The organism is Kribbella sp. NBC_01505 (assembly GCF_045040285.1).
Taxonomy (GTDB): Bacteria; Actinomycetota; Actinomycetes; order Propionibacteriales; family Kribbellaceae; genus Kribbella.
The window spans coordinates 9262149-9276281 of sequence record NZ_CP109425.1 but is presented as its reverse complement, the minus strand read 5'-3'; the positions used below and the strand labels follow the sequence as shown (position 1 = coordinate 9276281).

13 protein-coding genes and 1 riboswitch are annotated in these 14133 nt (G+C 68.9%); of the genes, 5 read left to right on the top strand and 8 right to left on the bottom strand.

From position 1 onward, the window contains the following. On the bottom strand, positions 1-381 hold the full coding sequence (locus OG474_RS43210) for a DUF6507 family protein (protein ID WP_405059491.1): 381 nt from the start codon (positions 379-381) through the stop codon (positions 1-3). 182 nt (positions 382-563) lie between these two features. Here OG474_RS43210 and OG474_RS43205 point away from each other — a divergent pair, with 182 nt between their 5' ends. From OG474_RS43205 to OG474_RS43185, 5 genes are read left to right on the top strand one after another with little or no spacing between them, the layout of a single operon-like run. Continuing rightward, positions 564-731, top strand: a complete 168-nt coding sequence (locus tag OG474_RS43205) for a hypothetical protein (RefSeq protein ID WP_405059490.1) — start codon at positions 564-566, stop codon at positions 729-731. Next, positions 728-1585, top strand: a complete 858-nt coding sequence (locus tag OG474_RS43200) for an agmatine/peptidylarginine deiminase (protein WP_405059488.1) — start codon at positions 728-730, stop codon at positions 1583-1585. Before OG474_RS43205 ends, OG474_RS43200 begins: the two co-directional genes overlap by 4 nt. 25 nt (positions 1586-1610) lie before the next feature. Continuing rightward, on the top strand, positions 1611-2441 hold the full coding sequence (locus OG474_RS43195; protein WP_405059487.1) for a hypothetical protein: 831 nt from the start codon (positions 1611-1613) through the stop codon (positions 2439-2441). A 49-nt stretch (positions 2442-2490) separates the two neighbouring features. Next, complete coding sequence (locus OG474_RS43190; RefSeq protein WP_405059486.1) at positions 2491-3153, top strand: MBL fold metallo-hydrolase; 663 nt, start codon at positions 2491-2493, stop codon at positions 3151-3153. Further along, positions 3150-5987, top strand: a complete 2838-nt coding sequence (locus tag OG474_RS43185; RefSeq protein ID WP_405059485.1) for an AAA family ATPase — start codon at positions 3150-3152, stop codon at positions 5985-5987. The genes OG474_RS43190 and OG474_RS43185 overlap by 4 nt, the downstream gene beginning before the upstream one ends. 52 nt (positions 5988-6039) lie before the next feature. Here OG474_RS43185 and OG474_RS43180 read toward each other — a convergent pair whose 3' ends face one another. The 7 genes from OG474_RS43180 to metE all read right to left on the bottom strand — a co-directional run bounded on the left by OG474_RS43180 (position 6040) and on the right by metE (position 13747). Beyond that, positions 6040-6963: a hypothetical protein gene (locus OG474_RS43180; protein ID WP_405059484.1), complete on the bottom strand. Its 924-nt coding sequence runs from the start codon at positions 6961-6963 to the stop codon at positions 6040-6042. Between the two features lie 131 nt (positions 6964-7094). Next, positions 7095-7418, bottom strand: coding sequence for an STAS domain-containing protein (locus tag OG474_RS43175; RefSeq protein ID WP_405059483.1), 324 nt, complete (start codon positions 7416-7418; stop codon positions 7095-7097). Further along, positions 7411-8148 carry a GAF and ANTAR domain-containing protein gene (locus tag OG474_RS43170; RefSeq protein WP_405064675.1) on the bottom strand — a complete coding sequence of 246 codons (738 nt, stop codon included), beginning with the start codon at positions 8146-8148 and terminating at the stop codon, positions 7411-7413. The genes OG474_RS43175 and OG474_RS43170 overlap by 8 nt, the downstream gene beginning before the upstream one ends. Before the next feature lie 63 nt (positions 8149-8211). After that, positions 8212-9366: a PP2C family protein-serine/threonine phosphatase gene (locus OG474_RS43165; RefSeq protein ID WP_405059482.1), complete on the bottom strand. Its 1155-nt coding sequence runs from the start codon at positions 9364-9366 to the stop codon at positions 8212-8214. Further along, entirely contained in the window at positions 9363-10175 is an 813-nt protein-coding gene (locus OG474_RS43160; protein ID WP_405059481.1) for an alpha/beta fold hydrolase, read from the bottom strand. The genes OG474_RS43165 and OG474_RS43160 overlap by 4 nt, the downstream gene beginning before the upstream one ends. A gap of 12 nt (positions 10176-10187) precedes the next feature. Next, on the bottom strand, positions 10188-11255 hold the full coding sequence (locus tag OG474_RS43155; RefSeq protein ID WP_405059480.1) for a fatty acid desaturase family protein: 1068 nt from the start codon (positions 11253-11255) through the stop codon (positions 10188-10190). 215 nt (positions 11256-11470) lie between these two features. Beyond that, a complete protein-coding gene (gene metE / locus OG474_RS43150; protein WP_405064674.1) occupies positions 11471-13747 on the bottom strand; it encodes a 5-methyltetrahydropteroyltriglutamate--homocysteine S-methyltransferase in 2277 nt (758 codons plus the stop codon). 122 nt (positions 13748-13869) lie between these two features. Next, positions 13870-14083, bottom strand: a riboswitch (cobalamin riboswitch). Between the last annotated feature and the right edge of the window lie 50 nt (positions 14084-14133).

Genomic DNA, 14133 nt, shown 5'->3' with positions numbered 1-14133 from the left:
TCACTCGACCCGGCCGTGCCCCTGGCGGGCGGCGTTGTCGTTGTAGGCCTTGGTCTCGGCCGCCCGGCGCTTGGCCGGGGCATCGACGGCGGCGCGCTGCGCGTTGAGGGCCATCTCGTCCTGGCCCTGGATGTAGGCCATGGTGGCGTTCTTGGCGCCGGTGAGCGAGGCGTTGGTCTGCTCGATGATGTCCTGCCACGCGTTCTGATAATGAGTGAGTACGTCGGCGACCGCCTGCCCGACCAGCGTGGCCTGGGCCTGCCGGACCGCCCGCTCGGCGTAGTCGGCGTAGTTCTTCCCGACCGTCTCGAACCCGGCTGCCTTCTCCGCGGTGGTCTGGAGCGTCTTCGCGACCTGGTCGACGTTGATGTCCCACTTCATGGCTGGATCCTAGGGAGCACCAGGTGCGCCGACCCTGTCACGAACCTGTCAAAGAGTTCTGGCACGCTCGGAGCATGATGGGTCGTCGGAGGTTTCTCAGGGCCGCGGGATTCGGGGCGGTGGCTGCTGTCGGGTTGAGCGGGTGTGGACCGGAGGCTCCGCCAGCTGTCAGGGACGGGTTCTTGTTGCCGGCCGAGGGTGCACCGCACGAGGTGACCTGGATGGCGTACGGCGCGACGCCGGGTGTCTGGGGCGAGGAGCCGAGTACGGCGTACGGGCGGGATCTGACCAATGCCCGGATCGTGGCGCGGCAGGATCTGGTCCGGCTGGCGGCGCGCTGCACGGCGTGAACCTGAACTTCAACGGGTGGGGCCAAGTCCCGGTCGCGACCGGGCTGGAGGGCTGGCGGAAGGATCCGCGGAAGGCGGCCAACGGCGTCGTCGACCAGCCGGTCGATCAGGACCGGACTGTCGCGGCTGCGATCGCCGCGGACTCCGACGTGCCGGTCGTGAAGACCTGGCTGACGATGGAGGGCGGCGGGATCGAGGTCAACGGGCACGGCCTCGGCGTGGCCACCGAGAGCTGCATCCTCAACCCGAACCGGAACCCGGGTAAACAGAAGGAAGAGATCGAGGTCGAGCTACGCCGCCTGTTCGGCATCGAGCGGATGCTGTGGATGCCGGGGCGACCTGGGCTCGAGGTGACCGACTGGCACGTCGACTTCCTCGCGCGCTTCACCGCGCCCGACCGGCTGCTCTACGCTTCGGCGGAGCACGGCGAGGCCGAGGACAAGCGTGATCGGAAGGCGCTGCTGCAGGCCGTCGACGAGATCAACGCGCTGCCCGCGGATCAACGCAGCCGGCTGCTCGGCGGCCAGAAGAAGTTGTCCACGGCAACGCTTCCCGAGCCTGACCCGGCCGCGGTCTACAAGACCTACAAGGCGCGCAACAAGGCGCTGCCGTTCACCGAGCGCAGCAGTGACGAGTTCGGTCAGGCGGCCGCGCCCGGCTACATCGGCTACTACGAGGCCAACGACTGCATCGTGCTCGGCCAGTACGGCGACAACGCGACCGACGCCGAGGCCTTCGACACGGTCGCCGATGCCTTCCCGGACAAGATCGTCGTACAGATCTCGACGGACGGGCTGTGTGCCGGTGGCGGGACGATTCATTGCGCCACTCAGCAGCAGCCTCGCAAGAGCTGACTGAAGGGTGCCGTAGTCTCGCAAGATGCAACTCCCGGCATCCGTTGCCAACCGCATCTTGTCCCTGACGCTCCGGCTCAACCACCAGCGGGGAGCGGCGGTCTGCCGATGGCTGATGGAACGTTCACCGGAGACCGCGGCCGATGCCGCCGGCCGGTTGGGCTGGCATCTGCGGGCGCTCGGCGATCTCACGGGCGCCCGGGAGGCGTACGAATATTCGATCCAGCACAGTACGGCGGACAGCAGCCCGTACGCGCGGTATGCGGAGCTAGGTGAGCTCAACGCGGAGCTGGGCGACAAGCCGGCCGCGCTGGAGGCTCATCGCGCGCAACTGCAGGTCTCCCGTGATCGCGGATGGTCCGATCGGGTGGAGGGCAAGCCGCTCGAACTGATGGAGCGGATCGCCGACCTGCTGGAGGAGCTCGACCAGCCGGAGAAGGCGGCGGTGGTCCGGAACCACGGCCGCAAGCTGGCCGACTTGCTGACGGGCGCAACGAGGGCCGACGGCGTGAGCGGCGATGAGCTGGCCGCGCAGCATCTGGACGTGGTGGAGCTTCTCAGCGAGACCGAGCTGGTCACCGATCTGGTGTGGGGGATCCAGCACGACCGTGAGTACGACTACGGCTTCCTGATCCTGACCACCGAGCGGTCGATCTTCGTTCCCGATCTGCTCAGCAGCCGGCCGGGGACGGTGCTGCAGGTGGTCCCGGTCGACCTGCGCCAGGTGGTGTCCTGCGTCGTCGAACCGGCCGAGCCGGAGCCGGTCGTCGTGCTGGCGCTCGGCACGGGGGAGCGGTTCGAGCTGCAGCCGCACCAGGACCGGACCGAGTACTGGGTGCGCTTCCTGAGTTCCTGAGCCACGCCGATGGTCGTCGTACGGGTCCTGAGATGACTAAGATCCGTCTGTGCGGCAGCTAGCGGTGGGGGTCGGTCAGTTGTTGGGCCGGCCGCCGCATTTCATGAACGCGTACCTCGTCGACGACGTACTGGTCGATGCCGGGACCCCGGCCGCGGCCGGGCGGATCCTGCGGCAACTGCAGGGTCACGAGGTGAACGCGCATGTGGTGACGCATGCGCACCCCGATCATTTTGGCTCCAGCCATGCGGTCTGCGAGAAGCTCGGTATCCCCTTGTGGGCAGGGGCCGGCGACGCCGAGGCGATCGAGACGGCCTCGCCGGTGCCCGCGCCTGGACGGATCCCGGCGCTGATGGCGCGCGGGAAGATGCCGTCGCCGCATCCGGTCAGCCGGCGGCTGGTCGAGGGCGATCAGGTGGGCAGCTTCACGGTGCTGGACGTGCCGGGCCACTCGCCCGGCCACATCGCGTTGTGGCGGGAATCGGATCGGACGCTGCTCTGCGGCGACGTCTTCTTCCGGCTGCCCAAGGTCTCCGCGCCCTGGAACTTCCTGACTTTCGATGTCGAACGCAACCATCAGGCGATGCGGCGGCTCGCCGCGCTGCGCCCGGCGCTCGTGCTCTTCGGCCACGGCAAACCGCTCCGCCAAATAACAAGTGACCAGCCCGACCTATTGGCTCGGGTTGCTGATGCACTGCCGGGTTCTGGATGAGCGGGGTGCTCGAGCGGCCGGACGAGCTCGGCCGGATCGCCGCGGCGCTGGATGCGGCCGGTCGGGGTGACGGCCAGGTGGTGGTGATCGAGGGCGAGGCCGGGATCGGCAAGTCGCGGCTGGTCGCCGAGGCCCGCGCGATGGCCAAGGAGCGCGGGTTCGTCCGGATGCAGTCGACCGGTGACGAGGTCGAGAGCGCGATGGCCTGGGGTGTCGTCCGGCAGCTGATCGAGCGCTCCATCGCCCGGTACGCCGGGGAGACCCGGGCCGCGATCATCGCCGGACCGACCGGTCGCGCGATCGAGGCGCTCGACAAGGCGGCCCCGGATGCCGGGGATGCCGAGGTGGTCCGGACCATGCACGCCTTGTGGTGGGTCGCCGTCGACCTGGCCGCACCGCGTCCGCTGCTGATCACCATCGACGATGCCCAGTGGGCCGATCCGCCGTCGCTGCGCTTCCTGTCCTATCTGTCCAAGCGGGTTGGCGATCTGCCGATCGCGCTGCTGGTCGCGACCAGGCCGCCGCCGGATCGGCTCGGTCCGCTCGCCGAGCTGACGGTCGCCCGCCACGTCGAGCGGTTGCTGCCGCGACCGTTGAGTCGCGACGGCATCGCCGTACTGATTGCGGAGCGCAGCCGGAGCGAGGCCGCGGACGAGGTCGTGGATGCGGTCCTGGCGGCGAGTGGCGGGAACCCGTTCCTGGCCGAGTCGTTGCTGGATGAGCTGACGGTTCTGGACCGGTCGACGACCGATGCGGCGACTGCGGCGACCGTTCGCGGACTTGGTGCGAGTGCGGTGAGCCGGACGCTGTTGTCCAGGTTGTCGCCGACCGCGCTCGCGTTGGCGAAGACCGTGGCTGTGCTCGGGGCCCGCACCGATATCTGGGCCGCCGGTGCGGTCGCCCAGCTGCCGGAGTCCGCTCTGGCGGCGGCCGTGGACGAGCTCGTTGCCGCGCACGTCGTCACCGTCGAGTCCGCGCAGACTCCACACGCGCCTGCGCTGCTGAGTTTCGTGCATCCGGTGATCCGCGACTCGGTGGCGTCGACCTTGGGTCCGGTCGATCAGGCCACGCTCCACGGGCGAGCTGCCGAGGCTCTCTGGGCCGCGCGAGCGGCGGCCGATCGGATTGCCGCACACCTGGTGCAAGCACCGGCCGGGACTCTGGAGGCAGCCGTCGCGATCTTCACCGAGGCCGCGAACCTGTGCGCGACCGCCGGCGATGTCGAGAAGGCGATCGACTACCTGAATCGGGCCGTCGAGGTCGAGCCGGCGAACGCCGAACTCCAAGGCCTGCTGGGGAAACTGCTGTTGCGTAACGGCGATCCACTAACCGCCCGCCGCTATCTGCTGGCCGCCGCGTCAGGGAGCACCGGCCGCGAGCGTGCCGCACTACTCGGTACGGCGGCCTCCGCCACCTCAGTGGTCGACGGGCCGGTCGCTGCCGCGGCCGAGCTGATGCACGCGCTCGACGACTGGGCCGACGATGACAGGCCGGCGCGGTTGGCGTTGGATGCGCGGCTCGGGATCATCCGCTCGTACCTGCCCTCGGAACGCAAGCGCGCCTCGGAGCACCTGCGCGGGTTCGCCGATCTGCCCGGTGATAGTGCCGACGAGCGGATCCTGCTCGCCCTGCTGGCCCAATGCGGCCGGTACGAGGTCAGTCCGTCGGCCGATGTACGGCGTACCGCGGAGCGCGCGTTGCGCCGGGGTGCACTGCTCAAGGACTCGGTCGGGCAGGCGGATCCGCTGGTCGGCTGGCTGCTCGCGATGATGTCGCTGATCGCGGCCGACGGGGTCGGACCGGCCCGGGACGAGATCGCGGGCGCTCAGGACTGGGTCCGGCGGCACGGCTCGCCGATCGAGTTCGCGATGGTCGCCAACGTCTCGGACTTCCTGGCCTGGCGTTGCGGTGACCTGCCTGCGGTCGAGGCCGACGCGGACGGCGTGCTGGCGGCGATCGCTTCGGAGGACCTGACCCCGCAGGTGGTGGCGATCCGGGCGACCGCGGTCACGTTCGCGGCGTACGCGGCGCTGGAGCGGGGTGATCTGGCCGGGGCGGAGGCGATGCTGGCCGAGTACGACGAGTCGAGCCGGAACGCCCCGCGAGTGATCGCGGCGATGTGGCTGGAGGCGACCCGGGCCCGGATCGCGCTGGAGCAGGACGATCCGATGGCCGCGCTCGACCATGCGTACCGGTTGCGGGACGACATGGTGGCGGCGGATCTGGATCCGCCGGCGGTGCCGTGGCGGACTCCGGCGGCGTTGGCCCAGTTGCGGTTGGGCGATGAAGCAGCGGCGCGTGAGCTGGCGAATGATCAGCTGGAGTTGAGCCGACGTTGGGGTGCAGCCTCCGATCTGGGGGCCGCGCTGCGCCTGTCGGCGAAGGTCGATGTCGGGCAAGGAGCACGCCGGGTCGAGACGCTGACCGAGGCGGTCGCCGTACTGGAGCGTTCGCCGGCCAGGTTGGAGTTGGCGCGGGCGTTGGTCGATCTCGGTGAGGCCTACCGGGTCGTCGGCCGCCGGACCGATGCCCGCGAGACCCTGAACCGCGGCGGCGAACTCGCGGCCGCATGCGGTGCCGTCGTACTGCGCACTCGAGTGGCGGAAGTCCTGCAGGCCTTGGGCGATCGGCCCCGAGCCCTGGTGGCTCCGGGCCAGGACTCCCTGACCGCCAGCGAACGCAGAGTCGCCGGCCTCGCAGTCACCGGCCGCAGCAACCGCGACATCGCGCAGGAGCTGTTCGTCTCCCCGAAGACGGTGGAGAACCACCTCGGCCGCATCTACATCAAGCTCGGCATCACCGGCCGCCGCGAACTCGGCCGGGCCCTGGCATGAACGAACGAGCGGCCCCCTCCCTCCAGGGGCCGCTCGTGTTACTGCGTTGGGATCAGCCGACCGGCGGTGCGGTCTCGAACCAGTTGAAGGCTTCGACGTACTGCAGGGTCGTGCCCGTGTAGTTCTCGCCGAACAGTCGCCAGTAGGTGTGCTGCTTGATGGTCTCGACGCCGGTGTCGGCGTCGACCGACTTGGTGCGGATGTTCACCCGGTAGAGGGTGACCTGCTCGTCGCGGATCTGCGACTGGGTGTCCTTGTAGCCGGGCGTCTTGTGGTCGTCGGAGCGGGCCGGGTCGTGCAGCGTCAGCTCGACCTTGCCGGAGCCGATGTCGCCCTTGGCCGCGACGACCGTGACAGCGTGGCCGCCGGTGCGGGTGTGGGTGTTGTCGGAGTTCAGGACGTACCGGCCGTACCACATCTGCACGGGTGCGTTCCGGAGCCGCTTCGCGATCTCCAGGCCGAACTCCGGCAGGCCGTCGGAGCCGGTGCCGCCGCGGTTGACCGTCCAGCCGCTCTGCTTGGCGCCGGCGGTGGCCGCGTCGAAGGCGGCGCGGTTGCCGCTCGCGCTGGAACCGCTCGGGTTCGGGCCCATGCCGGCCTTCGAACCCAGCCACCCGATCCACGCGGTCGCCTCGTCGTAGTCGGCCGGGTCGTGCGGGTCGTACTCGGTCATCAGCTGACCGTTCGGCACCACCCGCATCGGCAGGCCCTTGTGCTCACCGAGGTAGTACATCGCGTTGTAGAGCGAGGTCGGCCCGCAGTGGACGCTGCCCTCCTTGGCCAGGTGGGTGCGGAACTGGTCCGCGTCGGTCACGTCGCACAGGTTGACGGCGAACTGCGGTCCCGTGATGTCCTTCTGCTCCGTGCACGGGCTCTGCAGCGGCAGTCCGTCGGCTGCGGCGACTCCGGCCGGCAGCACGGTTCCGGCGAGCACAGCGGCCACTCCGGCCAGGACGGCGATCCCTTGACGCTTCATTTCCTTTACCCCCAGGTTGGTGGTTTGTGGTGGTTGACCTTCTGCCACCAATCTCCTGCCTGAGGCACCCCCCAGGCATGAGGGGCAATCCCTCATCTCTGCGCCTGGGGGTATGAGGGGTGTGTGGAGGTCTAGGGCACCTCGGTCTGGATGCTGAGCAGCCGGTGCAGCATGGTCAGCTTGATCGTGGACTCGAGCTGCGGCTGGAGCCGGGCCAGCACGAGACCGCCGCCGGCGGCCTGGGAGAGTTGGTGCAACCGGACGAGGGCGCCGAGGCCGCTCGAGTCGCAGAAGGTCACTTGATCCAGGTCGAGGATCAGCGCGCGACCGGCGTCGGCGAAGGGCTGGACCTGGTCGAGGAAGGCCGCGTTGGTACCGAAGTCGAGCTCGCCGGTGAGGGCGATCACGACATCCGGCCCGCGGTCCAGGATCTCGACGGCGAGCTCGTCACTCACCGTAGGAGCCCCGCAGCTTCCGCGTGTCGATCAGCTCTTGGGCCACGTCGCGCAGCTTGACGTTGTTCTGCTGCGAGTAGCGCTTGAGGATCTCGAAGGCTCTGGTCTCGTCGAGGTCGAAGCGCTCCATCAGGATGCCCATCGCCTGGCCGACCAGCTTGCGCGCGTCCACCGCGGCGCTCATCGTCTCGTCGTCGCGGGTGGACGCGACCGCGACCGAGGCGTGCCGGGCGAGGATGTGCGCGATCGCCTCGTCGTCCTCGCTGAAGGCGTTCGGCTCGGTGTTGTACAGCGAGAGCACACCGATCAGCTGGGCGTTCGCCCACATCGGCACGTGCAGGACCGAGCCGATCGGGAACTGCGTCATCTTGAGGGCCCAAGCCGGCCAGCGCGTCTCGGTCGCCGCGTCCGGGACGAGGACCGACACCCCTTCGGTGAGTGCGGTCAGCATCGGACCCTCGCCGAGGTCGAACTGGAGCTGATAGATCTCGGCGACCAGCGGATCGGTCACGGCCGCGATCTCCCGGCTGCCGCGCAGGACCAGGGCCACACCGGCATACGAGCACGCTTCGGCCTGCAGAGCGAACTGGACGACGGCCTCGACGGTCTCGTTCATCCCGTCGGCATCGTGCAGCTCGACCGCCAGATGAGCGAAGGCATCCGCGGTCACGACGTCGTCGTCCGACGGCCGGATCACCGGTGCTGTTGTGGGCTCGGAAGAGCGAGCCATCTGGTCCATGGGCATATCATGCACCGCGCTGTCGCCGAACCTGACCAGTACGGCGAATTCGGCTCAACGATTGTTAGCCGGGGGCCCGAACGCGAGCAGCGCGGTGTCGTCGGCCAGGCGAGGCCCGAAACCGGCCACGACTTCGGAGAGTGCCTGGACGAGGGCAGCCGGTGAGCCGCCGGCGTACTGACCTGCCAGCTTCTGGACGGCCTCCGGGCCGTAGAGCTCGCGGCCACGGCGGGCCTCGGTCAGTCCGTCGGTGTAGAGCAGCAGCAGGTCACCCGGAGCGAGCGTGACGTCGGTCAACGGGAACTTCGAGTCCGGCAGGATGCCGATCAGGGTGCCGTCGGGACTCAGCAGAAACTCCGAGCTGCCGTCGGCGCGGATCAGCAGCGGCGGCGGATGACCGCCGGATGCGAACCGTACGGCGACCTGGCCGGTCGCGGGGTCGTTTCGCAGGGTCCCGAAGACCGCGGTGCAGTAGCGCGGGTCCCCTTCGGCGTACCGCTCGTGCAGCAGGACGTTGAGCGTGCTCAGAGCAGCGGCCGGATCGTGGAGGGCTGCCGCCCGCAGCGAGTAGCGCGCCAGCGAGGTGACAGCAGCCGCCTCGGGGCCCTTGCCGGAGACATCGCCGAGGAAGAAGCCCCACCGTTCGTCGTCGATCGCGAAGACGTCGTAGAAGTCGCCGCCGAGGTCGTCGGGGGAGGCGGTGTGGTAGTCGGCCGCGACGGCGATCCCTGGTACGGCCGGCAAAGTTGCCGGAAGCAACGACTGTTGGAGCACCGCCAGCGCGTCCTGCAACCGGGCTCTGGCCGCCTCGGCCGCCTGACGTTCCCGGAGCAGCTCCTCCTCGTAGGCGCGTCGCAGTTGGGCGTCGAAGATCGTCGTGCGGACCAGCTGCGGTTCGCCGGCGTCGTCGTACTGGACTGTCGACGACACCAGGATCGGCATCCGGCTGCCGTCGGCGCGCTTGAGTTCGAGGGCGACACCGCTGACCTCGCCCTGTAGACGGAGCAGAGGAGCGAAGTGCGTCTCGTGGTAGAGCTTGCCGCCGACAGTGAGCAGGTCGGCGAACCGCAGTGCGCCCACCACCTCCTCACGCGGTCGGCCGAGCCAGGTGAGGAGCGTGCGGTTGGCCAGCAGGATCCGGCCGTCCGGCGCGGTCGTCAGCTGACCACTCGGAGCGCCGTCGTACGCAGCGCCGGCCGTGTCTGTCACGGCAGCGTCGCGAGGAAGGTCGTGAGCGCCTGGTTGGTGGCTTCGGGCGCGGACAGGTGTGGGCAGTGGCCGGTGGCGTCGAGGGTGACGAGAGTCGATCCGGCGACGGCATCGTGCACGTAGGCGCCGACCTGGCGGGGCGCGATGACGTCCTCCGTGGATTCCAGGATCAGCGTCGGGACCCGCACGCTCGCGAGGTCTGCGCGGGAGTCGGACAGGAACGTCGTCCGGGCGAACACCCGGGCGATCGCGGGGTCAGTGGCGCAGAAGCTCTGCGTCAGCTCGTCGCCGAGCTCCGGGCGATCCGGCGTACCCATGATGACCGGAGCCATCGCAGTCGACCAGCCGAGGTAGTTGGCCTCGAGCGACGCGAGCAGCTCGTCGATGTCCTCGGCGCTGAAGCCGCCGTGGTAGTCGCCGTCATCAACGTATCGGGGCGACGGTCCGACCATCACCAAGGCGCCGAACCGCTCCGGCGCCTTCTGAGCGGCCAGTACGCCGATCATCGCACTGACCGAATGTCCGACGAACACCGCATCGGTCAGGTCGAGCGCATCCGCGACCTCGACCACGTCTTCGGCGTACCCGTCGAGTGATGCATACCGGGACTCGTCGAACGCGGACAGGTCCGACTGCCCCGAACCCACGTAGTCGAACAGGACCACGCGGTGCTCGGGAGCCAAGGCGGGAACAGTCAGTCGCCACATGTTCTGGTCACAGCCGAAGCCGTGGGCCAGGACGACCGTCCGGCCGTCCGGATTGCCCGTGACGACCACGTTGTTTCGCTGCAGGATGTCCACGGGGGACATCTTGACAGGAACCTACGACGTAGCGGGGGATCGCAGCTGCCGGCCGACCTCGTGCATGTGGCGCAGCCCCTGGGCGTAGGACTCGATGATGTTGGTCGACAGGTAGGGGACGCCGACGCGCTCGCAGTAGGCGCGGACCGCACCCTGGGCGCGGCGCAGGTTGGCGCGCGGCATGTTCGGGAAGAGGTGGTGCTCGATCTGGTAGTTCAGACCGCCCATGAGCCAGTCGGTGACCAGGTTGCCGTGGACGTTGCGCGACGTCCGGACCTGCTTCTCGAGGTGACCCCACTTGGACGCGGCGTCGCAGTCGGGCATCTCCATGCCCTTGTGGTTCGGCGCGAAGACGCTGCCGAGGTGCAGGCCGAACAGCACGTGGTGCAGGACGGCGAAGACGAGCGCCTTCTGCGGCGACATGATCAGCAGCAGACCACCGAAGTACACGGTCAGGTGCGCGACGATCAGGCCGAGCTCCAGGACGGACTCGCGGCGCGGCCGGTGCGTGAGCAGGTACGTGATCCCGGAGACCTTCAGGCTGAAGCCTTCGAGGCTGAGCAACGGGAAGAAGATGCGCGCCTGGTTGCGGCTCAGCCAGCCGTACAGGCCCTGGCGGCCCTCGGCCTGGGCGAGCGTCCAGACCAGGACACCCGCGGCGACGTCCGGGTCCTTGTCGGTGTGGTTCGGGTTCGCGTGGTGTTTGTTGTGCTTGTCGTTCCACCAGCCGTAGCTCATGCCGAGCAGGAAGTTGGCGTGCAGCTGACCGATCGCGTCGTGCAGCCGGCGCGAGCTGCCGATCTGCTGGTGCCCCGCGTCGTGGCCGAAGAACGCCGCCCGCGTGCTGAAGATGCCGGCCGGGATCGTCAGCAGCAGCACGAGCCACGAGTTGCCGAGCAGGATGAGCCCGGCGACCACCGCGCCCAGGCAGAGCAGGTTGATCACGATCGCCAGCACATACTCACCGGTACGGCGTTCGAGCAGCCCGGCGGCCTTGATCTCCCGGAGCAACGGCGCGAAGTCGCTGCCCTTCGGCGTGGTGGTCGGCTGTTTTTGGGTAGCGGTCAGCATCGTGCCGGCGGATGGCATGAGGTCCTCACATCGTGATGGCTGCGGAGCCAATTGGGCAGGAAATCTGCTCAGTCCGCGTAGACACATCCGCCGCGATCTTCAGCTGCGGCCGGTCACGACAACGAGAACCTTGAAGAGGTTGTTCTGGTGCCCACCCTACGGCACCTGCGAAACCGCCACGCCGTTCGAAAGGACGAGGTGGCCGGAGCCGATCAGGCTCCGGCCGTTACTCGTCAGTCGCCGTGGGCCGCCCGGATCTCGCGGGCTGCGCCGACCAGGTTCTGCAGCGAGTCGCGGACCTCGGGCCAGCCGCGAGTCTTCAGGCCGCAGTCCGGGTTGACCCAGAGGCGTGCGGCCGGGATCGCGTCCAGCCCCTTGTGCAGCAAAGACACCACTTCCGGCGTACTGGGGACCCGGGGTGAGTGGATATCGTAGACGCCCGGACCGACGCCGCGCGGGTAGCCGGCCGCGCCGAGTTCGTGCGCGACCTGCATGTGCGAGCGGGCCGCCTCCAGGCTGGCGACATCGGCATCCATCTCGTCGAGTGCGTTGAGGATGTCGCCGAACTCGACGTAACACATATGCGTATGGATCTGCGTATCCGCACGTACCCCGCTGGTTGTCAGCCGGAAGACTTCCGTGCCCCAGTTCAGGTAGGCGGCGCGATCCGCCTGCCGCAACGGCAACGTCTCGCGGAGGGCGGGTTCGTCCACCTGAATGACTGCGGCGCCTGCGGTCTCCAGGTCGACGACCTCGTCGCGGAGGGCGAGCGCGACCTGCCGAGCAGTTTCACTGCGCGGTTGATCGTCGCGGACGAACGACCAGGCCAGCATCGTGACCGGTCCCGTGAGCATGCCTTTCACCGGCCGGTCAGTCTGCGACTGGGCGTACTTCCACCAGCGGACCGTCATCGGTTCCGGACGGGAAATGTCTCCGACGAGGACAGGCGGCCGCACATACCGGGTGCCGTACGACTGGACCCAGCCGTGCTGCGTGGCGACGTACCCGTCGAGCTGCTCGGCGAAGTACTGCACCATGTCGTTGCGCTCAGGCTCACCGTGCACCAGGACGTCGAGCCCGGCCTTCTCCTGGAAGGTCAGCACCTCCCGGATCTCGGCCGCGATGCGCTCGTCGTACTGCGCCTCGTCGATCCGGCCCGCACGCAGATCCGCCCGCGCAGTCCGCAGCTCGGTGGTCTGCGGGAACGAGCCGACCGTGGTCGTCGGCAGCAACGGCAGCTCGAGCCGCTTCTGCTGCGCCGCGCTTCGCTCCCCGTACGACGCCACCCGGCGGCTGTCATCGGCGGTGACTGCTGCAACTCGCGCCCGCACGACCGGGTTGTTGGTCAACGCCGAACCGGCCCGTGACCCCAGCGCCGCGCGGTTGGCCTCCAGCTCGGCCTCGATCGCCTCAGTGCCTTCGGTGATCCCGCGGGCCAGCGTCACGATCTCAGCCGTCTTCTGCCGGGCGAACGCGAGCCAGCCGGCGACCTCCGGATCAAGGTCGGTGTCAGCCGCCACGTCGAGCGGCACATGCAGAAGTGAACACGACGAGCTGACGTCGACCTGGTCGGCCAAGCCGAGCAGAACGGCCAGCGTGGACAGCGACTTGGGCAGATCGTTCAGCCAGATGTTCCGGCCGTTGACGACGCCCGCGACGAGTCGCTTCTGGCGAATCTCCGGTACGGCGGCCAGGTCGTCGAGGTTTGCCGCGGCCGGACCGGTGAAGTCGATGGCCAGTCCCTCGATCGGCGACTTGGCCAGCACCGGCAGCGCCTCGCCGAGCCGGTCGAAGTACGACGCGACCAGGAGCTTCGGGCGATCGAGCAGACCACCGAGTTCGGCGTACGCGCGAGTGGTCGCGGCCAACTCGTCCGCGGTCCGGTCCTGGACCAGAGCCGGCTCATCCAGCTGCACCCACTCGGCACCGGCCGCGCGCAGGTCGCCGAGGATCTCGGCGTACACGGGAAGGATTTGGGGCAGCAGCGACAGCGGTTCGAAGTCCTCGGCCACGCCGGGCGCCGGCTTGGCGAGCAGGAGGTAGGTGATCGGTCCGACCAGGACCGGGCGGGCCTTGAGGCCGAGCGCGAGAGCCTCGCGCAGTTCGGCGACCTGCTTGGTGGAGTCGGCGGCGAACGTGGTGTCCGGGCCGAGCTCGGGGACCAGGTAGTGGTAGTTCGTGTCGAACCACTTGGTCATCTCCAGCGGAGCGACCTCCTGGGTACCGCGTGCCATGGCGAAGTAGCCGTCCAGCGCGTCCGCCGCGACCGCGGTGCGGTGGCGCTCCGGGATCGCGCCGAGCAGGACGGAGGTGTCCAGCACATGGTCGTAGTACGAGAAGTCACCGGTCGGGACCTCGTCGATCCCGGCGTCGGCGAGCTGCTGCCAGTTGGACCGGCGGAGCTCGGCGGCGGTCTGCCGGAGGGCGTCGGCGGTGACTGAACCCTTCCAGTAGCCCTCGATCGCCTTCTTCAGCTCCCGGTTCGGGCCTTGCCTGGGGTAGCCGTGCACGGTGGTCAAGCGTCTCTCCTTAGCGAGCCAGTCTTGAAGGACCAGAGGCACGCAGGGAGGCAGGCAGACGCAATGGCACGCCCGGCCCTCCCACGAGGCCTCGTGATCACCGCGGTACGTCGGGCGCACCGCGGGTGGCTGGCAGGTCTTCGGACTCGTGGGCACGTCCGGCGGGCCGGACACCTACTGACCGTCGCTTCCCAGACCTCTCGGTCCAGTGCGTATGACGGTGGTCGTTCCCACTTACCGCTGCGGGGCAGTCCCGGATTCACACCGGGTTCCCTCTTGCGACGTCCTGACCGGCTGCCAGGACGAACCAGCTACCCGATCAGCCTACGCAATCGGGCCGGGTTCCGCGGTTGTGATCCACGCCCTAGGAAAGTACT

Bases quoted from the DNA above. Each gene is read 5' to 3' on its own strand.
- OG474_RS43185 (WP_405059485.1), top strand. From the start codon at position 3,150: ATGAGCGGGGTGCTCGAGCGGCCGGACGAGCTCGGCCGGATCGCCGCG.
- OG474_RS43180 (WP_405059484.1), bottom strand. From the start codon at position 6,963: ATGAAGCGTCAAGGGATCGCCGTCCTGGCCGGAGTGGCCGCTGTGCTC.
- OG474_RS43155 (WP_405059480.1), bottom strand. From the start codon at position 11,255: ATGCCATCCGCCGGCACGATGCTGACCGCTACCCAAAAACAGCCGACC.
- OG474_RS43170 (WP_405064675.1), bottom strand. From the start codon at position 8,148: ATGGCTCGCTCTTCCGAGCCCACAACAGCACCGGTGATCCGGCCGTCG.
- OG474_RS43195 (WP_405059487.1), top strand. From the start codon at position 1,611: ATGCAACTCCCGGCATCCGTTGCCAACCGCATCTTGTCCCTGACGCTC.
- OG474_RS43160 (WP_405059481.1), bottom strand. From the start codon at position 10,175: ATGTCCCCCGTGGACATCCTGCAGCGAAACAACGTGGTCGTCACGGGC.
- OG474_RS43210 (WP_405059491.1), bottom strand. From the start codon at position 381: ATGAAGTGGGACATCAACGTCGACCAGGTCGCGAAGACGCTCCAGACC.